Below are 19,860 nucleotides of genomic sequence, written 5' to 3'. Positions count from 1 at the left end.
CCGGGTTCGCTCAGGCGCCACGTCGTTGATCCAGCGCTTGAGCGAATTCTCCCATCACCTCCACAACCTGCTGCGCGCCTCGATGAATATCCAGAATGACAGTGCCGGCCTGGTTAGCCAGTTTCACCCCCTGCTCCGCCTTGAGCGTGCTCGATTGCATGCTGCTCACCGCTTGCCTGGCCAATTCACGGTTCTTGGCGACGACCTGAGTAATGGCCACAGTTGACTGGCTTGTACGTCGCGCCAGATTGCGCACCTCATCGGCCACCACCGCGAAGCCGCGTCCCTGCTCCCCGGCACGAGCCGCTTCGATGGCTGCATTGAGGGCAAGCAGATTGGTCTGTTCGGCGATGCCCCGGATGGCATCGACGATGCTACCGATTTCCTCGGACTGCGCGCTCAGGGCACCTATCCCGGCTGACACCTGTTGAAGCTCATCGGCGATGCATTGCACCACCGTAACGGTTTGCTGAACCACACACGTGCCGATCCGGGTTTGCTCATCGGTCTGCCGGGACGTCTCGAAAGCAAGTCCGGCCGCTTTTGATTCACTTTGGCGCTGCTCGACTTCGCGAGTGCTGTCAGTGGCGAACTTGACCACGCCATACAAGCGCCCCCGTGCATCGTAGAGAGGGTTGTAGGTAGCCTGCAGCCAGACAGTCGCGCCTCGATTGTCGACGCGTTCGAAAAGGCCGGTCCTGTATTCACCGCGATTGAGCCCGGCCCAGAAGCCACGATAAGCCTCGCTCTGGGCCTCGCTTGGTTTGCAGAAAATCCGGTGATGCTGCCCCCGAATCTCTTGCAGGCGGTACCCCATGACGTTCATGAAATTCTCGTTGGCATTCACGACCTGACCGCTCAGATCAAATTCGATAACCGCCATGGAGCGGTCGATCGCTTGCATGAAGCTGGTTTCGGCCTGGGCGCGCAACACCTGCTCATTGATATCGCGAACGATCAGGATGATGCGCTGCACCTTTGCATGTTGATCCAGCACAGGGACGTAACTTGCATGCACCCACAGCCAGCTTCCATCACGCCGCAAATGCAGAAACTGGCTGTCGGCAGAAGAGCCCTGCCCCAACTGCCGCCATAACGCCGAGCACTCGGCGCTGCGCGAATAGGCAGGCTCACAAAACATCGAATGATGCTGACCGAGGGTTTCGCTGAGTGAATACCCCATCATTTTCAAAAAAACCGGGCTGACGTCGAGCACCTCACCCGTCGGGGTGAACTCGATGATTGCCATGCATTGCTGCAAGGCCGTCCGTTCGGCTTCGAGAATAGCCTGCCTGGCCTGGATTTCGTGCAAGGCGTCCTGATGCTTGCGAGTACGAATGAACATGGGTGGGGCTCCCGGAGGCGGTGAATGCGTGGCTGTAGCCACACGAAGGCAGAGATGCCCTCGCTAGATAGCCGCATTAAGCCACTACCGCAGGAAAACTTGTACAATTTTATTATTATGTATAACTATCGTCAGTCATACGGATCTCTATGGCACAGCCCAAGCCATTCAGCACCAGCCCATTTTCCAATGCTTGCTGTCGCGCAACTCGCGCCAGTCGAACACCGCTACACGAGCGCTGTACACAGCTTCAAGCTCAACCTGAATGGGTGTTCCCTCCTCATCACAGAGCAGCTTGGTGACGAGAAAATGCTTTTCCCGATCAGTCGGCGCACAGGCCGTCCATTTGGAGAGCTGCAGCTTGCGAGGGTTGAATTTATTCATGAGCGCTCTCAAAAATGTACAAAATAAGAATAACTGTACAACTTTCTCCAGCTGCCCACTACTGCGCAGACTTGCCGAGACCTCGTGTTGCCAGCGAGGCGCGCCACGCCACGGCAAAGAATGCGGGCGGAGTAGTGCTCGGCCAGCCGCTCCCGGCATAATGCCGCTCTTTGGCAACCCCTTTGATCGGAGGATGCCGGCAAATCCCACCTTCTGGAAATGCCCGATGAACCCCACCGAAAGCCTCAAGGATTACAAGCGCGTGCGCACGCTGGCGATCCGTTCGTTGTTCGAGATCATCGAGCAGTCCAGCGAAGGCACGGTGATTGTCGACCGTGACGCGAATATCGTCTGGATGAACGAACGCTACGCCCGGCGCTTCGGCCTGAACTCGGCGCAGGAAGCGATTGGTCGGGCGTGCGAGAGCGTGATTCCCGGCAGCCTGTTGCGCGAAGTGGTGCGCACCGGGCGGCCGATCCTGCTGGACATGCAGGACACCCCCAAGGAGCCGCTGGTGGTGATGCGCCTGCCGATCCACGACAGCGCGGGCGCGGTGATCGGTGCCATCGGCTTTGCCTTGTTCGATGAATTGCGCAGCCTGTCGCCGATGCTCAAGCGCTATCTGAGCATGCAGGAAGAACTGGCCTCCACCCGTTCGCTGCTGCGGGCGCGGCAAACCAAGTACAACTTTGCCCATTTCATTGGCACCAGCAACGCCGGTCTTGAGGTCAAGCGCCGTGCCCGGCGCAGCGCCAGCGCCGATTCGCCGGTGCTGCTGCTCGGCGAAACCGGCACCGGCAAGGAACTGCTGGCCCAGGCCATCCACAGCGCTTCGCCGCGGGCGCACAAGGCGTTCGTCAGCATCAACAGCGCGGCGATTCCTGAATCACTGCTGGAAGCCGAATTCTTTGGTACCGCGCCTGGGGCCTTTACCGGGGCCGACCGCAAGGGCCGCGCCGGCAAGCTGCAGATCGCCCAGGGTGGCACGCTGTTCCTCGACGAGATCGGCGACATGCCGCTGCCGCTGCAAAGCAAACTGCTGCGAGTGCTCCAAGAAAAAGAGTACGAACCGGTGGGCTCCAACGAGGTGCTGCAAAGCGACGTGCGAATCATCGCCGCCACCTCCATGGACCTGGAAGCGGCGATCAAGCGCGGAGAGTTCCGCGCCGACCTGTATTACCGCCTCAACGTACTGCCGATCCAGGTCCCGCCGCTGCGCGAACGCCTGGATGATTTGCCGGCCCTGAGCGAAGCGATCCTGGAAGAGCTGCGCAGCCAGCACGAACTGAACCCCGCCGCCCTCGACCTGCTGCGGCAACACGCCTGGCCAGGCAACATCCGCGAACTGCGCAACGTGCTGGAACGGGCCGCGCTGCTCAGCGATGACCTGATGCTCACGGCGGCGGACATTCGCGCAGCCATCGGGACCTTCATCCCGGTGACACGCCCGGCGGACGCGAGCTTCGAACCCCTGCCCCATGAAACCTTCAGCCAGGCCCGGGCGCGCTTCGACCGGCACTTGATCGAAACCACCCTCGCGCAATGCGGGGGCAAGGTGGTCGAAGCGGCCGGGCGGTTGGGGCTGGGGAGGTCGACGTTGTACAAGAAGATGGTGGCGTTGGGGATTGCGGAGTCTCAATAAAGAGATTCAATTCTCAAAATATAGACTATTGGTTTTTGGAGCGCTTTACGCTCATCGCGAGCAAGCTCGCTCCCACAGGGGACGGGGTTCTCTTGAGCTACGCGGTCAACTGTGGGAGCGAGCTTGCTCGCGATGAGGCCAGCCCAGCCCCTAAAAATCTCCAGATAGAGACAAAACCCTCGCACCCGCCCTACAAATCAAAATAATTTCCTTATATTTCAGATAGTTATACACCTGGCACAAAACTCGCTAAAGCCCTCCCCACAGTTTCACCACAACAATAACAATCCCAGGAGACACACCATGAGTGTGATCATTGCCTTGGCAGCCCTCGCGCTGCTGATGGTTGCCGCCTACCGTGGCTACAGCGTTATCCTCTTTGCTCCCATCGCCGCCCTCGGTGCCGTCCTGCTCACCGACCCGTCCGCCGTCGCCCCTGCCTTCACCGGGGTGTTCATGGAGAAAATGGTCGGTTTCATCAAACTGTATTTCCCGGTGTTCCTGCTCGGCGCGGTGTTCGGCAAGCTGATCGAGCTGTCGGGGTTCTCCCGCTCCATCGTCGCCGCAGCGATTCGCTTGCTGGGCACACGCCAGGCCATGCTGGTGATCGTGCTGGTCTGCGCCGTGCTGACCTATGGCGGTGTGTCGCTGTTTGTCGTGGTGTTCGCGGTGTACCCGTTCGCCGCCGAGATGTTCCGCCAGAGCAATATTCCCAAGCGCCTGATCCCGGCCACCATCGCCCTCGGCGCGTTCTCCTTCACCATGGACGCCCTGCCCGGCACGCCGCAGATCCAGAACATCATCCCCAGCACGTTCTTCAACACCACCGCCTGGGCCGCACCGTGGCTGGGGGTGATCGGTACGATCTTCGTGTTCAGCCTCGGCATGCTGTTTTTGCAACGCCAGCGCAACAAGGCCCAGCGTGTGGGCGAAGGCTACGGCACCGAGTTGCGCAACGAGCCGGAAACCGCCGAAGACATCAAGCTGCCGAACCCCTGGATCGCCGTTTCGCCGCTGCTGGCGGTAGGGGTCATGAACCTGCTGTTCACCCAGTGGATTCCCCAATGGTATGGCAAGACCCACAGCCTGGCGCTGCCAGGCATGGCGACACCAGTGACCAGCGACATCGCCAAGCTCACCGCGATCTGGGCGGTGCAGGCGGCGTTGCTGGTGGGCATCATCATGGTCCTGCTGTTCGGCTTCCGGGCCATTCGCAGCAAACTGGCCGAAGGCAGCAAGAGTGCCGTGGGCGGTGCGTTGCTGGCGGCGATGAACACCGCGTCGGAATACGGCTTCGGCGCGGTCATCGCATCCTTGCCGGGCTTCCTGGTGCTGGCCGACTGGCTCAAGAACATTCCCAACCCATTGGTCAATGAAGCGGTGACGGTCACACTGCTGGCGGGCATCACCGGCTCTGCCTCGGGTGGCATGAGCATCGCCTTGGCGGCAATGTCTGAAAGCTTCATCAGCGCCGCCCACGCCGCCAATATTCCCCTGGAAGTGCTGCACCGGGTGGCCGCCATGGCCAGCGGCGGCATGGACACCCTGCCCCACAACGGCGCGGTGATTACCCTGCTGGCGGTGACCGGGCTGACCCACCGTGAGGCCTACAAAGACATTTTCTGCATTACGCTGATCAAGACCCTCGCGGTGTTCTTCGTGATCGCTGTGTTCTACGCCACTGGCATTGTGTGAGGCTCCCCATGACAACCCCTCTTTCGGGCAAGACCGCCCTGGTCACCGGCTCTACCAGCGGCATCGGCCTGGGCATCGCCCTGAGCCTGGCCAAGGCCGGCGCCAACCTGATCCTCAACGGCTTCGGCGATGCCTCGACGGTGATCGCCGAGGTGAAACAGTTCGGCGGCAAGGTCGGTCATCATCCGGCCGATGTCAGCGACCCGGCGCAGATCGCCGACATGCTCGCCTACGCCGAGCGCGAGTTCGGTGGCGTGGACATCCTGGTGAACAACGCCGGGATCCAGCACGTGGCCGCGGTGGAGGATTTCCCGGTGGAGCGCTGGGATTCGATCATTGCCATCAACCTGTCCTCGGTGTTCCACGCCACCCGCCTGAGCCTGCCAGGCATGCGCGCCAAGGGCTGGGGGCGGATTATCAACGTCGCCTCGGTGCACGGTCAGGTCGGTTCAGTAGGCAAGGCGGCGTACGTCGCGGCCAAGCATGGGGTGATCGGCCTGACCAAGGTGGTCGGCCTGGAGACCGCCACCAGCAACGTGACCTGCAACGCCATCTGCCCGGGCTGGGTGCTGACGCCGCTGGTGCAAAAACAGATCGACGACCGCATTGCCTCCGGCGTCGACCCGCAACAGGCACAGCATGACCTGCTAGCCGAGAAGCAGCCGTCCCTGGAATTCGTCACCCCGCCGCAGTTAGGAGAACTGGTGCTGTTTCTGTGCAGCGAAGCTGGGAGCCAGGTGCGGGGTGCGGCGTGGAATATTGATGGTGGATGGTTGGCTCAGTAAGCTCCTGCGAAGCCCTGTGGGAGCAAGGCTTGCCCGCGATGAAGTCGATGCGATTTTCAGAATCGAGGCTCCTGTTTCGCGAGCAAGCTTTGCTCCCACACCAGATTGAGCCGCTCTATAGTTTGTGTGTGCATAAAAAAACAAGAGGCCCCCATGTCCGACATCCTCTGGCAACCCAGCCCCGAACGCATCGCCCAGTCGCGCATGAACGCCTTTCGTCGGTTCGTCAACGCGCGGCATCACCTGCAACTGAACGACTACCCTACCCTGCACGCCTGGAGCATCGACCAGCGCGAGGCCTTCTGGCAGGCCATTGTCGATTTCTTCGAGATTCACTTTCACCAAGCGCCCGACGCGGTAGTGGTGGAGGGCGCGCAAATGCCCAGCGCTCGGTGGTTCCCTGGCGCCACGCTGAACTTCGCCGAACACCTGCTGCGTCGCCGCGATGACGCCGTCGCGGTGGTGGCGCTGGCCGAAAACGGCGGCCAGGAGCAACTGACCTGGAGCGAACTCGCCGTCCATGTTGCCGGCCTGCAAAAAAGCCTGCAAGCCGCCGGCGTCACCCGGGGCGACCGGGTCGCGGCGTGCATGCCCAACACCTGGCAGACACTGGTGGGCATGCTCGCCAGCACCAGCCTGGGCGCCATCTGGTCGTGCTCGTCACCGGACTTCGGCACCCAGGGCGTCATCGACCGGTTCGGCCAGATCGAGCCCAAGGTGCTGATCACCTGCGCCGGTTATCGCTATGCCGGCAAGCTCATCGACCAGCGCGCCAAGGTCAATGAAATCCTCGAACGGCTGCCGTCGCTGCAACAACTGATCGTGTTGCCTTATGCCCAACCTGACGCCCGCGTCGAAGACTTCAAGACCCCGGCCGCGGTTGCGTTGTGGAACGACTTCTATCAACCCGGTGGCGAGCCGGAATTCGTCAGCGTTCCGTTCGACCACCCGCTGTACATCCTCTACTCCAGCGGCACCACCGGGGTGCCTAAATGCATCGTCCATGGCACCGGTGGCGTGCTGCTGCAACACGTCAAGGAACATGGCCTGCACGTCGACCTCGGCCCCGAAGATCGGCTGTTCTACTACACGACCTGCGGCTGGATGATGTGGAACTGGCTGGTGTCGGCCCTCGCCGTGGGCAGCGCGGTGGTGCTCTACGATGGCTCGCCGTTCCACCCCGGTCCCGAGCGCTTGCTGGACCTGATCGATGAGCAGCGCATCAGCGTTTTCGGCACCAGCCCAAAATTCCTCGCGGCTCTGGAAAGCGAAGGCCTCAAGCCCCGACAGACGCATCGTTTGGGCAGCCTGAAAACCCTCCTGTCCACCGGTTCGGCACTGGCGCCCCATAGCTACGACTACGTGTACCGGGACTTCAAGCCCGACGTCTGCCTGGCCTCGATGTCCGGCGGCACCGACATTGTCTCGTGCTTCGTCAACGGCAACCCACTGTCACCGGTGCGCCGGGGCGAAATGCAAGGCAAGAGCCTGGGCATGGCCGTGCAGGTCTGGAGCGAGGCCGGCAACCCGGTCATCGCTGAAAAAGGTGAGTTGGTGTGCACCCGGCATTTCCCGGCAATGCCCATTGGTTTATGGAATGACCCTCGACAGGAAAAACTGCGCGCGTCCTACTTCGCCCAGTTCCCCGGCGTCTGGGCCCAAGGTGACTACGCCGAAGAACTGCCCCACGGCGGCCTGTTGATCCATGGACGCTCCGACGCCGTGCTCAACCCGGGTGGCGTGCGCATCGGCACGGCGGAAATCTATCGGCAGGTGGAAAAGGTCGAGCAGGTGCTGGACAGCGTCGCCATCGGCCAGCAATGGCAGGGTGATGTCCGGGTGGTGCTGTTCGTGCGCCTGCGCGATGGCGTGACGCTGGATGATGCCTTGGAACAACGGATCCGCCAGGTCATCCGCGCCAACACCACACCACGGCATGTGCCGGCGAAAATCCTCGCGGTCAGTGATATTCCGCGAACCATCAGCGGCAAGGTGGTGGAGTTGGCGGTGCGCAATGTGGTGCATGGCGAGGTGGTGAAGAACACCGATGCCCTCGCCAACCCCGGGGCGCTGGAGCAGTTTCGGGATCGGCCGGAGCTTGCGAGCTGACCGTCAGGGCCTCACCTGTGCGGAGCAAAAACCTGTGGGAGCAAAGCTTGCTCGCGATGAACGGTAACGCGGTAGGTCTGAAAAACCGCGTCGCCAGCATCGCGAGCAAGCTTTGCTCCCACAGTTTTGCCCCCCAGGTGTTGCTCCCACAAGTGTTGTTCTCACAGAAATTTTCAATCCATAAGCCCCCACTCCCCCGCCGCCGGATCGGCCGGTGGCGCCGCAGTCCCCGACTCGCTATGCAACTTCAAACGCAACCGCAGGTTGTTCGCCGAGTCGGCGTTTTTCAGGGCTTCCTCCTCATCGATGGCGCCTTCGACCACCAGGTTGAACAGGGCCTGGTCAAAGGTTTGCATTCCCAGTTCCTCTGACTTCTCCATGATGCCCTTGAGCTCGCCAAGTTCGTTGCGCCGGATCAGGTCGGCCACCGTCGGTGAGCCCAGCATCACCTCCACCGCCGCCCGCCGCTGGCCGGCACGGGTGCGCACCAGGCGTTGGGAAACGAACGCCTTGAGGTTGTTGCCCAGGTCGTTGAGCAGCTGCGGCCGGCGCTCTTCCGGGAAGAAATTGATCACCCGGTCCAGGGCCTGGTTGGCGTTATGGGCATGCAAGGTGGAAATCACCAGGTGCCCGGTATCGGCGAACGCCAGGGCATGCTCCATGGTTTCCCGATCGCGGATCTCGCCGATCAGCACCACATCCGGCGCCTGGCGCAGGGTGTTTTTCAGGGCCGCATGAAAACTGCGGGTGTCGACACCGACCTCCCGTTGGTTGATGATGGATTTCTTGTGCCGATGGATATACTCCACCGGATCCTCGATGGTGATGATGTGGCCGCTGCTGTTGCGATTGCGGTAATCGATCAGCGCCGCCAGGGAGGTCGACTTGCCTGAGCCGGTCGCACCGACGAACAGCATCAACCCCTGTTTCTCCATGATGCTGTCCAACAGCACCCGGGGCAGTTTCAGGTCTTCGAAGCGCGGGATGTCCAGCTTGACGTTGCGGATCACCATGGACACGTCATTGCGCTGCTTGAAGACATTGACCCGGAACCGCCCGACGCCGGCCAGGGGAGATCGCCAGGTTCATTTCCAATTCCCGATCGAACTCAAGCCGCTGTTCGGCGTCCATCAAAGACTCGGCGAGCCGGGCAATGTCGCCGACCTTGAAGGCTTCGTTACCCAAGGGCTTGAGCACGCCCTCGAAACGCGCGCACGGCGGCGCCCCCGTGGACATGTAAAGGTCGGAACCATTTTGGCTCGCCAGGATTCGCAATAACGGATCGATTTCCATGGACTGAAACTTCCGCGAGACATCAATGAAACAAGTTGAGCCGAACATGAAACCCTTCAGACCCACCCGCACTTACTTTCCTCAAAGGATAGTAGACCCCGTGGTACAGACACGACAGCCAGGGATCGCGTGATGAACGTGACATCCGCCGGCAGCGATACACAGCGCCTGGTCAGCCTGGTGGACTGGGCCAAGACCCCGTTGGGCGCTGCCCGAAACTGGCCCCAGAGCTTGCACACCGCCGTGGACATCGTGCTCCATTCGCCCATGCCGATGGCCTTGCTGTGGGGACCGCAACTGTCCCATCTCTACAACGACGCCTTCGGCCGACTGGCCGGGGACAAGCACCCCCAGGCGTTCGGCCAGCCGACCCATGCAGCATGGCCCGAACTCAAAGAAACGAGCGAAGGGATTTACCACCGCGTGTTGCAAGGCCAGACGCACACCTGCCGCGATCAGCACTGGCGCGTGCCTTTCGCCGGTCGCCTCTGCGATGTCTGGCTGGACCTGACCTACAGCCCGGTGCGTGACGAAAGCGGCAGCGTCGCCGGCATCCTGGTCACCGCCATCGAGACCAGCGAACGACGCCGCCTGGCCATGGAGTTCGAACGGCGCTCCGAGGCCAGCCTCAAGGCCCAGCACGAAAGTGAAGAGCGCCTGCAACTGGCCTTGGCCGCCGCCGACGCGCTGGGTACCTGGGATTGGGACATCAGCGAAGACCGCTTCATTGCCGACGCGCATTTCGCTTTATTGCATGGCGTCGATCCGAACCTGTCGCGCCAGTTGCCCATCAGCGCCTACCTCGAAGGTGTGCATCCCGAGGATCGGGCGATGGTTGCCCGCAGCATCAAGCACTGCATCACCCACGGCACCGAATACGCCGAGGAGTACCGGCTGCTGCAACCCGACAATGAGTTGCGCTGGGTGTACGTGCGCGGCCGTTGCTACAAGGACCGCCACGGCCGGCCCAAGCGCTTTCTTGGCGCGGCCCTGGACCTGACCGAACGCAAGCGCACCGAGCAAGCCCTGCGCCAGAGCCAGACCGAGCTGCAGTTGATCATCAATGCCATGCCGATCCTCATCAGCTACGTGGACCGCGAAGAGCGTTTCCGGCTGAACAACAGCGCCTACCTGAACTGGTATGGCCTGACCCCGCAGGAGCTCTATGGCAAGACCGTCCGCGAAGTGCTCGGCGAAGAGGCCTATGCCGCCCGCGCCCAACAGATCGCCGACGCCCTGGCCGGCAAGCCGTGCAGCTTCACCGTGCAGATGGACCATCGCGACGGTCGCCCGCGCCATTCACTGATCAACTACCTGCCCCGCCACGGCGCGGACGGTGCGGTGAACGGTTTCTACATCTTCGTGATCGACGAGACCGAGAGCCGGAAAACCGAGGAAGCCCTGCGCAACCTCAACGAAACACTGGAGGAACGGGTCATCGCCCGGACCCAGCAATTGGCCGAAGCCAACCAGCGCCTGCAAAGCGAGATGTTCGAACGCGAGCGCGCCGAAGAAGCCCTGCGCCATGCGCAGAAAATGGAGGCCGTGGGCCAACTCACCGGCGGCATTGCCCATGACTTCAACAACATGCTCACCGGCATCCTCGGCAGCCTCGACCTGATGCAACGCTACATCGCCGCCGGGCGCACCGCCGAGATCGGTCGCTTCACCGAGGCGGCAGTGGCCTCGGCCAACCGCGCCGCGTCCCTGACCCATCGACTGCTGGCGTTTTCCCGCCGTCAGTCCCTGGACCGCAAGCCGCTGGACGCCAACGAGCTGGTGTGCTCGCTCGAAGACCTGCTGAGCCGGACCACCGGCGATCACATCGTGCTGCGCCTGCAACTGACCCACGAGCTGTGGCCAGTCAGCACCGATGCCAGCCAGTTGGAAAACGCCCTGCTCAACCTGGTGATCAACGCCCGGGATGCGATGCCCGACGGCGGCGAGTTGGTCGTCGAAACCGCCAACGTCTACCTAGACGGCACGGACATCAACACCCTGGAACCGGTCAAGGCCGGCGACTACGTGATGATCGCCGTCAGCGACAACGGCAGCGGCATGACCCCCGCCGTGCTGGCCAAGGCCTTCGACCCGTTCTTCACCACCAAGCCCATCGGCCAGGGCACCGGTCTGGGGTTGTCGATGATCTACGGGTTTGCCCAACAGTCGGGTGGGCACCTCAACCTGGACAGCGTGCCGGGCCAGGGCACGCGGGTGCAGTTATACCTGCCGCGCCTGCACGTTTCGCCGGCTCAACAACCCGTCACGCCGGAGACGCTCGACGTACCGCCGGCCATCGCCGGGGAAACCGTATTGCTGGTGGAAGATGAACCCGCCGTGCGCATGCTGGTGCTCGACCTGTTGAAGACCTTGGGCTACACCGCCCTTGAGGCCCAGGACGCCGTGACGGCCCTGCCCATGCTGGAATCGGACCAGCGCATCGACCTATTGGTGACCGACGTCGGGCTACCGGGCATGAATGGCCGGCAACTGGCGGAAATCGCCCGTCAGCACCGGCCGGGGCTGAAAGTGCTGTTCATGACCGGTTACGCGCAGAAAGCCGCCGAACGCCAGGGGTTCCTCGACCAGGGCATGGACATGGTCGCCAAACCCTTCACCCTTGATCTGCTGGCCAACAAGATTCGGACGATGATCAACCATGGCAGCTGACTTGAGGCATAATCGCCGCCCCGTCGCACCGTTCAGGTCATCGCTGCAATGAAAGCCCAAGCCCGCCATATCCTGGTGAAAACCGCCGAAGAAGCCGAACAGCTCAAGCAACGCATCACCAAGGGCGAAGCCTTCGATGTGCTGGCCAAGAAATACTCCACCTGCCCCTCAGGCAAACGCGGCGGCGACCTGGGCGAAGTGCGGCCGGGGCAGATGGTCGGTGCGATCGACGCGGTGATCTTCAAGAAGCCCTTGCGGGTGGTGCATGGGCCGATCAAGAGCAAGTTCGGCTATCACTTGGTGCAGGTGTTCTACCGCGACTAACGATCGCCCAATCTCCCTGTGAATTCCTCTGTGGGAGCGAGCTTGCTCGCGATAGCGCCGGATCAGCCAGTATCCATGTCGACTGACCCACTGCTATCGCGAGCAAGCTCGCTCCCACAGGTTCTGTATCTCCTCTATCTAGGCATCAACGCCCCCGGCACCTGGATCACCCGGCTCGCCAATCGATGCCCCGCCTCGGCCGCCTCCACCGGGCCACCGCCCAGCAAGCGGCTCGCCAGGTAAGCGGCGCTGAAGGAATCTCCCGCCGCCGTGGTGTCGACAACACGCTCGACCCGCAGGGCAGGCACCTCATAGGACTTGCCGTCGCAACGAATCAGGCAGGCCTCGGCGCCGCGCTTGAGCACCACCTCGGGCGTGCCGAGTTGTGCATAGGCGGCGAACACCGCCTCGCTGTCGGCATGACCGAACAAGGCCTGCTCGTCCTCCACGGTCAACAGCGCCAGCTCCACGAAAGGCAGTACGCTGCGATACGCCGCCCGCGCCGCTTCGACCGAGGCCCAGAGCCTTGGCCGGTAGTTATTGTCGAACACCACCTGAGCCCCGCGCCGCCGCGCTTCGATCAGGGTTTCGATGAGTTTGCCACGCCCCTGCTCACCGAGCACCGCCAGGGTAACGCCGCTGAAATACAGCACATCGTAATCAGGCAATGCGGCCAGGATGGGCGCGGCGGCCGGGGTGGTAAAACAATCGCGCACCGCCGCCTCGTTGCGCCAGTAGAGGAATCGCCGCTCGCCCGCCGCATCGGTCTGGATGCAATACAGACCCGGCAGGCGTCCAGGCAAACGCTGGACCCGTTGCAGCCCGATGTTTTCTTCGGCCCAGCGCTCACACATGGCATCGCTGAAACTGTCGTCGCCCAGGGCGGTGACGTAATCCACCGCGCCGCTGTCGCCCAAGGCGCGGGACAGGTACACCGCGGTGTTCAGGGTGTCGCCGCCGAAGCTTTGCAGCAGGCTGCCGTCGGCGCGTTGTTGCAGTTCGATCATGCATTCGCCGATCAGGGCGATGCGGGGTTTGGGGTGGTTCATGGATGATCCTGGTGGTTCGATGGTGTCTGGCAGGCCGCCATCGCGAGCAAGCTCGCTCCCACATTTGGGCCGTTGTGAACACACAATCCGTGCCTGCCAAACATCCCTTGTGGGAGCGAGCTTGCTCGCGATAGCCGCAACTCGGTCTGAAGGCTAGAAACAAGTCTCCATGCTCTCCACCACCCGCAACTGCTCATCCACCAGACACCCCACCCGCCACTTGTCGAACGTCAGGCACGGATGAGAAGTCCCAAACGAAATAATGTCGCCCACACGCAGCTCAACCCCCGCTGCCACACTCATGAACGCATGCTGGTCCATCACCGCCGTCACCTTGCAACCGCTGACGTCGTCACCCGCCACCGCGTCCGACCCGGGCGTGTAGCGCTTGAGCGGCACCGGCAGTCCGGCGTCGTAGGCCACGTCGCGCTTGCCCAGGGCGATCACCGCGAAGCCCGGCTCCGGCAGCGATTGCACGTGGGCCCAGACTTCCAGGGCCGGGCGCAGGCCTTCGTGCAGGTCGCTGCGGCGTTCCAGTACGCAGCACTGGGCCTCTTTGTAGATGCCATGGTCATGGGCCACGTAACTGCCGGGACGCAGCACGCTGAGGAAACGCCCGTGGGCATTCTGGGCTTCGAAGGATTCGGCGATCAGGTCGTACCAGGCCGACCCCGAGGCGGTGATGATCGGCTTGTCGATGGCAAAGGCATCGGTGTCCTGCAACTGCACCGCCAGCCGGACCAACGATGCCGCGAATGCGCGGATGCCGCTGATGGCGTGGTCGCCGTGGATCACCCCTTCGTAGCCTTCGATACCGGTCAACGCCAGCGCCGGTTGACTGCGAATCGCCTCGGCCAGGGCCAACACCTCGGCCTCGGTCCGGCAGCCACACCGACCACCGACGACGCCGTACTCGATCATCACATTGAGCCGCACGCCGCGAGAAGCGAAGTAGGCACCCAGGTCGGCGACGTTGTCCGGATGATCGACCATGCAATGGAATTCGAACGTTGGGTCGGGCAGCAGATCGGCGATCAGCGCCATGTTCGACGTGCCCACCAATTGGTTGGCCATCAACACCCGGCGCACGCCATGGGCGTAGGCGGCACGGGTTTGCACGGCGGTGGCGAGGGTCAGGCCCCAGGCACCAGCCTCCAGCTGTCGGCGAAACAGCGCGGGGGTCATGCTGGTCTTGCCGTGGGGCGCCAGTTCGGCACCGCTGCGGGTGACGAAATCTTGCATCCAGCGGATGTTGTGCTCCAGGGCCGCGCGGTGCAGCACCAGCGCCGGCAGGCTGACGTCCCGTAGCAAGTGGGCGCCGACGGTGGCGGCGCCTTTTTCGACGCAGGCATTAAGGATGGCAGATGACATGTTCGAACTCCTCGCGCACGGCCACTAGTGCCGCAGCTGTCTATTCATTGATACGACGAGCCAGGTTGTTGGCGCTTTCGATCAGCACCCGGCGGTAGTCGGCGTAATTGTTCTTGGCGTCGGCCCGTGGGGCGACGATGCACAGGGTGGCGATGGCCACGCCGCCGGGGTCTTTGACCGGTGCGGCGAAGCAGTGGGTGAAGGTGTCGGCGACGCTGTCGAAGGAGAAAAAGCCATCGATGCCGGCCTGGCGGATTTCCTTGAGAAATTGCTCCACGGGCAGGCGCTCGCCATCCGGCAAAATGAAGTCGTCGGGGTCGATCAGGTCGACAATCTGTTGGTCACTCAGATGCGCCAGCAGCAGGCGCCCGGACGCCGTCCACGGGATCGGCGCGTTTTCACCGATGTCCGATGAAATGCGGAAATGCCGCTCACCTTCCTTCATCAGCGCGACGGTGTATTTGCGCCCGTTGAGCAGGCACATCTGCGCCGTTTCCCGGGTCTGACTCACGATCTCCTGCAAGGCCTGGTCAGCCTCGCGGCTCAGGTCGAAATGCCGCAGGTGCGCCTGCCCGAGAAAATACAACTGGCGGCCCAGATAGACATGACCGTCCTTGCCCACCGGTTCGAGGATGCGTCGCTCCAGCAGCGACGCCACCAGTTCATAGACCGTGGACTTGGGGCTGCCGATGCCGCTGGCAATGTCGTTCGGGCGCAGCGGCTGGCCGATTTCCTTGAGGAAATCGAGGATATCGAACGCCCGATCCAATCCCCGGGCCCGGCGTTTGATGGTGTCTTCGGTCATGTTTTCGGTTCCCATTCAATTGGCCGGGAGTTTAACCAGACTGCTGCGCCGCCTGATAGATCGCTATCGCGGGCAAGCCATGCTCCCACAGAAGAATGCGTTCCCTTGTGGGAGCAAGGCTTGCCCGCGATGAGGCCCCCGTGGTTCAGGCCTTTTTCTTGTAGGCGATGCAATCGATCTCGACCTTGCAATCGACCATCATGCGGGCCTGCACGCAGGCCCTGGCCGGGGCATGTTCCGGGCTGAAGTATTCGCCGAACACCTTGTTGAAACTCCAGAAATCCCGTGGGTCTTCCAACCACACGCCGCAGCGCACCACATCTTCCAGGCCGTACCCGGCCTCTTCGAGAATGGCCACCAGGTTCTTCATGGTCTGGTGGGTCTGCTCGACGATTCCGCCGACAATGATCTCGCCGTTCACCGCCGGTACCTGGCCGGACACGTGCAGCCAGCCATCGGCCTCCACGGCGCGGGCAAATGGCCGTGGCTGGCCGCCGCCTGCGGTGCTGCCGGTGCCGTAGCGCGTAATGCTCATGGGTATCTCCTTGTTGATTGAAGGTTAAAAACGGGTGTTCTTGAGAAATTCCGCCAGACGCGGTGATTGCGGCCGCTCGAACAGTTCTTTGGGTGGCCCTTGCTCTTCGATACGGCCCTGGTTCATGAACACGATCTTGTCGGAGACCTCGAAGGCGAAGCGCATTTCGTGGGTCACCAGCAGCATGGTCATGCCGTCTTCGGCCAGGCCCTTGATCACGTTCAGCACCTCGCCGACCAATTCCGGGTCCAGGGCCGAGGTGACTTCGTCGAACAGCATCAGGCTGGGGTTCATGGCAATCGCCCGGGCAATCGCCACGCGCTGCTGCTGGCCGCCGGACAACTGGCCGGGAAAGTGATCGCGCCGCTCCAACAGGCCCACCCGCTCCAGCCATTTCTCGGCCAGGGCCACCGCCTCGTCCTTGGGCAGTTTTTTCACTTTGAGCAGGCCCCAGGGTGACGTTCTGCAATGCGGTCAAATGCGGGAACAGGTTGAATTGCTGGAAGGCCATGCCGGTCATGGCCCGGTGCCGGGCGATGACCTTCTCGGGGTGGCGCACACGCTTGCCGTCGATGTCGTCGTAGCCGATGGACTCACCATCGAGGACGATCCGCCCACCCTGGAATTCTTCGAGCATGTTGACGCAACGCAGCAGCGTGGTCTTGCCCGAACCGCTGGAGCCGATCAGCGTGACCACGTTGCCGCGCTGCATGCTCAGGTCCACGCCCTTGAGCACTTCCAATGGGCCGTATTGTTTGCGCAGGCCGCGAATGTCCAGCAGCGGCTGGGTGTTGGAGGGCTCTGTGTTGGAGAGCTCTGTGTTGGAGAGGTTCGTATTGGGGAGATTCGAAACGTCAGTCATGGCAACGCCACCCGCTTTTCAATGTGCCGCCCGAGCAACTCGATGGCGTAATTGATGATGAAAAAGAGAAAACCGGCGAACAGGTAAAACTCCAGGGTCATGAAGGTCCGCGCAATGATCTGCTGGGTGCTGAGCAGCAGTTCCGCGACGCCTATCACCGACAACAGGGTCGAGGCCTTGACGATCTCGGTGGAGGAATTGACCCAGGTCGGCAGGATCTGCCGCAACGCCTGGGGCAACAGCACATAGCCCAGCGACTGGTAGAACGTCAGGCCTATGGCCTGGCTCGCCTCCATCTGTCCACAGGGCAATGCCTGCAAGGCCCCGCGCACGATCTCGGCCACGTGGGAGCCGCAGAACAGCGTCAGGCCCAGCACGCCGGCCTGGAACGCACCGATCTGCCAGCCCAGGGCCGGGGCCATGTAGAAGCAGGCCAGCACCAGCACAAACACCGGCGTGCCGCGGATCAGGTCGACGTAGAAGCGAAACGGCGCGCGCATCCAGGTCCGACCATAGGTCAGCACCAGGCCGGCGACCAAGCCAATCAGCGTGCCCAACACGATCGCCAACAACGAACACTGCACACTGGTCAGGAAGCCAGCCCACAGGGTATCCCGGGCGACCCATAACTCATGCAACCAACTGGGTGATTCGTACATGGCAGACTCCTAACGGCGGATCGCCAGGCGCTGCTCGAAATACCGCAGCACCATGGCAATGAGGTAACAGGCCGCGACATACAGGGCCGTGGTCACCAGCCAGGTTTCGATCACCCGGTAGCTCTCCACGTTGATCTTGCGGGCGTAATAGGTCAGCTCCGGCACGGCAATCGCCGCCGCCAGGGAGGTGTCCTTGAACAGCGAGATGAAGTTGTTCGACAAGGCCGGCAACACGTTGCGCAGCATCACCGGCACGGTGACGTAGGCCTTCACCTGCCACTCGCCCAGGCCGATGGCCAGCCCCGCTTCCCGCTGCCCCTTGTGAATGCTCAACAACCCACCGCGAAACACCTCGGTCAGGTAGGCCCCGGCATACAGCGAGAGGGTGATGACGAACGACGGCAACTTGTCCAGGCGGATGCCCAGGCCCGGCAAGGCGAAGTAGATCAACAGGATCAGCACCAGAATCGGCGTATTGCGGATCACCGTGACATACACCGACGCCAGTACCCGCAGGACCCGATGTTTGCTGAGCAGCGCGAACGCCATCGCCAGGCCGATCACGCAACCGATGGCGATCGACACCAGCGCCAGGGAAAGCCCCAGCCCCAGCCCCGCCAGCAGGGTGTCGAAATCGCGCCAGACGGCGGCAAAGTTCAACTGATAATTCATGGTCGGCAGTACCTTCGACGGAGCGCCCGCAAGAGGCGCCCCGGGCTCACAGGGTCATTTGAATTCAACGGGGAAACCGATCGCCGGCGACGGCAGCTCGACGCCGAACCACTGCTTGAAGGACGCCGCGTAGGTGGGGAATTCCACGCCGGTCATGGCTTCATGCAAGGTGGTGTTGACGAAGTTCAGCCAGTCCTGGTCGCCGCGCTTGACCGCACAGGCGTAGGTTTGCGGGCTCCACGCGTAGGCCGGGCTGCGGTAGCGCCCAGGGTTCTGCACCATCAGGTATTTGACCGAGGACTGGTCGGTGGCGGCGGCATCGGCACGGCCGGAGTTCACCGCCTGGTACATCAGGTCGACGCTGTCGTACTGGTCGACCTTGGCCTTGGGCAACGCCTGGTGCACCAATTCTTCGGCGTAGACGTTCTGCAGCACCGCCACGGTGACGTCATCGCCCGCCGCCTTGAGGTCTTCGATTTCCTTGTACTTGCTGTTGGCCGGCAGCAGCAGGCCCACGCCTTCGCGGTAGTACGGCAGGGTGAACGCCACTTGCTGGGCGCGACTGGCGGTGACGGTGATGAATTGGCAGCTCATGTCGACCTTGTCGGTCAACAGGTTGGGAATCCGTGCATCGGACGACTGCACCACGAACTCGACTTTCTCCGGGTCATTGAACAGGCCCTTGGCGACCATACGCGCGATATCGATATCGAAGCCCTGCAACTTGCCATCCGCTCCCTGGAAGTGCCACGGCGCATTGGTACTGCCCGTGCCCACGATCAATTTCCCCCGTTGCAGCACGCTGTCCAGCTTGCTGTCGGCCGCCTGAGCGACCCCCATGGCAGCCGTCGTGGCCGCAAAGAGAAAAACACACGCTTTGAACAAGGAAGGTCGGCGTTGCATGGCAAGCACTCCAGAGTGAGTTTATTCCGCTATACCGGAATATGGTATGTAACAACGGAATAGACAGCAGAAAGTGTGCCACAGGCTTGAGGGCCATGGGTGAGGAAAATGGAAAGTGAGGGAAATCAGGGGGATGGGGAAAACAGACCTGCGGACGGCGGCGTCCGTGTGCAAATGCTGTTGCTACCGTTGGCCACGACGCACGGGTAACAAGGCCCCAAACCGGGTACTCGGCGCACCGAAACGGAGCCACTTAGGAATGGTAAATGGATACCTTGTGGGAGCGAGCTTGCTCGCGATGGCGGTGAATCAGTCAGCGATGAAGCCGACCGACCTGTCGCTATCGCGAGCAAGCTCGCTCCCACAATTGTTCGGTGGTGTGCCTGGCCTACTTGCGCTTGTAGCTCTTGCTGCCGCCAGGCGTGAGGCAATAGACCCCACCCCTGGGGCCGACGCAATAATTGCCACTGCCGCATTGGCAACCGTCGGCGGACTTGAGCAACGACTGCGGCCGGGCCTCGTTCCGAAGCCCCAGCACAGCGGAACAGGACTTTTTCGAAGCACTGATGGAGCCGTCATTGCACAGGAAGGTATCCCCGTCACACCCGGCAATCCCGCCCTTGCGCCCGGAACACGGTTGATTGGCGGCAAGGGCTGAAGTGCCCAGGGTCAACAACAGGATCGCGACACAGGCGCGAAGTAAGGTGGACGGTCCGTGACAGTGCTTCATGGCAGCTTCCAGGCTGATAGATGGCCC

At 62.2% G+C, this 19,860-nt stretch carries 16 protein-coding genes and 2 pseudogenes; 6 read left to right on the top strand and 12 right to left on the bottom strand.

All coding sequences use genetic code 11. The features are described 5' to 3' along the window. Positions 1-10: 10 nt before the first annotated feature. Both PSH84_RS15720 and PSH84_RS15715 read right to left on the bottom strand, forming a co-directional pair. Complete coding sequence (locus PSH84_RS15720) at positions 11-1,345, bottom strand: methyl-accepting chemotaxis protein (RefSeq protein ID WP_305481352.1); 1,335 nt, start codon at positions 1,343-1,345, stop codon at positions 11-13. Between the two features lie 168 nt (positions 1,346-1,513). After that, on the bottom strand, positions 1,514-1,729 hold the full coding sequence (locus PSH84_RS15715) for a TIGR02450 family Trp-rich protein (RefSeq protein WP_305470515.1): 216 nt from the start codon (positions 1,727-1,729) through the stop codon (positions 1,514-1,516). Positions 1,730-1,955: 226 nt separating this feature from the next. Here PSH84_RS15715 and PSH84_RS15710 point away from each other — a divergent pair, with 226 nt between their 5' ends. The 4 genes from PSH84_RS15710 (at position 1,956) to PSH84_RS15695 (ending at position 7,960) form a co-directional block, all read left to right on the top strand. After that, on the top strand, positions 1,956-3,371 hold the full coding sequence (locus tag PSH84_RS15710) for a sigma-54 interaction domain-containing protein (protein WP_305470514.1): 1,416 nt from the start codon (positions 1,956-1,958) through the stop codon (positions 3,369-3,371). A gap of 303 nt (positions 3,372-3,674) precedes the next feature. Then, entirely contained in the window at positions 3,675-5,066 is a 1,392-nt protein-coding gene (locus tag PSH84_RS15705) for a GntP family permease (protein WP_305470513.1), read from the top strand. Between the two features lie 8 nt (positions 5,067-5,074). After that, positions 5,075-5,851: a 3-hydroxybutyrate dehydrogenase gene (locus tag PSH84_RS15700; RefSeq protein ID WP_305470512.1), complete on the top strand. Its 777-nt coding sequence runs from the start codon at positions 5,075-5,077 to the stop codon at positions 5,849-5,851. Positions 5,852-6,004: 153 nt separating this feature from the next. Then, positions 6,005-7,960 carry an acetoacetate--CoA ligase gene (locus PSH84_RS15695; RefSeq protein ID WP_305470511.1) on the top strand — a complete coding sequence of 652 codons (1,956 nt, stop codon included), beginning with the start codon at positions 6,005-6,007 and terminating at the stop codon, positions 7,958-7,960. A 173-nt stretch (positions 7,961-8,133) separates the two neighbouring features. Here the strand turns inward: PSH84_RS15695 and PSH84_RS15690 are convergent. Beyond that, positions 8,134-9,253 (bottom strand): annotated as a pseudogene (locus PSH84_RS15690) (PilT/PilU family type 4a pilus ATPase). 132 nt (positions 9,254-9,385) lie between these two features. Between PSH84_RS15690 and PSH84_RS15685 the strand changes: the two are divergent. Further along, entirely contained in the window at positions 9,386-11,923 is a 2,538-nt protein-coding gene (locus PSH84_RS15685; RefSeq protein WP_305470510.1) for a hybrid sensor histidine kinase/response regulator, read from the top strand. Between the two features lie 48 nt (positions 11,924-11,971). Then, positions 11,972-12,247 carry a peptidylprolyl isomerase gene (locus PSH84_RS15680; RefSeq protein ID WP_305470509.1) on the top strand — a complete coding sequence of 92 codons (276 nt, stop codon included), beginning with the start codon at positions 11,972-11,974 and terminating at the stop codon, positions 12,245-12,247. A gap of 134 nt (positions 12,248-12,381) precedes the next feature. Here the strand turns inward: PSH84_RS15680 and PSH84_RS15675 are convergent, their stop codons facing one another. From PSH84_RS15675 to PSH84_RS15635, 9 genes and pseudogenes are all read right to left on the bottom strand, one after another. Further along, positions 12,382-13,296 (bottom strand): sugar kinase, encoded by a 915-nt coding sequence (locus PSH84_RS15675; protein ID WP_305470508.1) that lies wholly within the window; start codon positions 13,294-13,296, stop codon positions 12,382-12,384. A 153-nt stretch (positions 13,297-13,449) separates the two neighbouring features. Then, positions 13,450-14,667, bottom strand: coding sequence for an amino acid deaminase (locus PSH84_RS15670; RefSeq protein ID WP_305470507.1), 1,218 nt, complete (start codon positions 14,665-14,667; stop codon positions 13,450-13,452). Between the two features lie 40 nt (positions 14,668-14,707). Next, complete coding sequence (locus PSH84_RS15665; RefSeq protein ID WP_122568413.1) at positions 14,708-15,472, bottom strand: IclR family transcriptional regulator; 765 nt, start codon at positions 15,470-15,472, stop codon at positions 14,708-14,710. 145 nt (positions 15,473-15,617) lie between these two features. Further along, positions 15,618-16,007: a RidA family protein gene (locus tag PSH84_RS15660; protein WP_305470506.1), complete on the bottom strand. Its 390-nt coding sequence runs from the start codon at positions 16,005-16,007 to the stop codon at positions 15,618-15,620. A 24-nt stretch (positions 16,008-16,031) separates the two neighbouring features. Continuing rightward, positions 16,032-16,869: pseudogene (locus PSH84_RS15655) on the bottom strand (amino acid ABC transporter ATP-binding protein). Next, entirely contained in the window at positions 16,866-17,528 is a 663-nt protein-coding gene (locus PSH84_RS15650; protein ID WP_305481351.1) for an amino acid ABC transporter permease, read from the bottom strand. The pseudogene PSH84_RS15655 and the gene PSH84_RS15650 overlap by 4 nt, the downstream one beginning before the upstream one ends. Before the next feature lie 9 nt (positions 17,529-17,537). Beyond that, entirely contained in the window at positions 17,538-18,200 is a 663-nt protein-coding gene (locus tag PSH84_RS15645; protein WP_122568207.1) for an amino acid ABC transporter permease, read from the bottom strand. Between the two features lie 54 nt (positions 18,201-18,254). Then, positions 18,255-19,103 (bottom strand): transporter substrate-binding protein, encoded by an 849-nt coding sequence (locus PSH84_RS15640; RefSeq protein ID WP_060738109.1) that lies wholly within the window; start codon positions 19,101-19,103, stop codon positions 18,255-18,257. Positions 19,104-19,491: 388 nt separating this feature from the next. Further along, positions 19,492-19,833 carry a YdcA family protein gene (locus PSH84_RS15635; RefSeq protein WP_305470504.1) on the bottom strand — a complete coding sequence of 114 codons (342 nt, stop codon included), beginning with the start codon at positions 19,831-19,833 and terminating at the stop codon, positions 19,492-19,494. Positions 19,834-19,860 lie beyond the last annotated feature (27 nt).

This window comes from Pseudomonas beijingensis, from assembly GCF_030687295.1.
In the GTDB taxonomy this organism is placed as follows: domain Bacteria; phylum Pseudomonadota; class Gammaproteobacteria; order Pseudomonadales; family Pseudomonadaceae; genus Aquipseudomonas; species Aquipseudomonas beijingensis.
The sequence above is the reverse complement of the archived record's forward strand: the minus strand, read 5'-3'. Positions and strand labels throughout refer to the sequence as shown.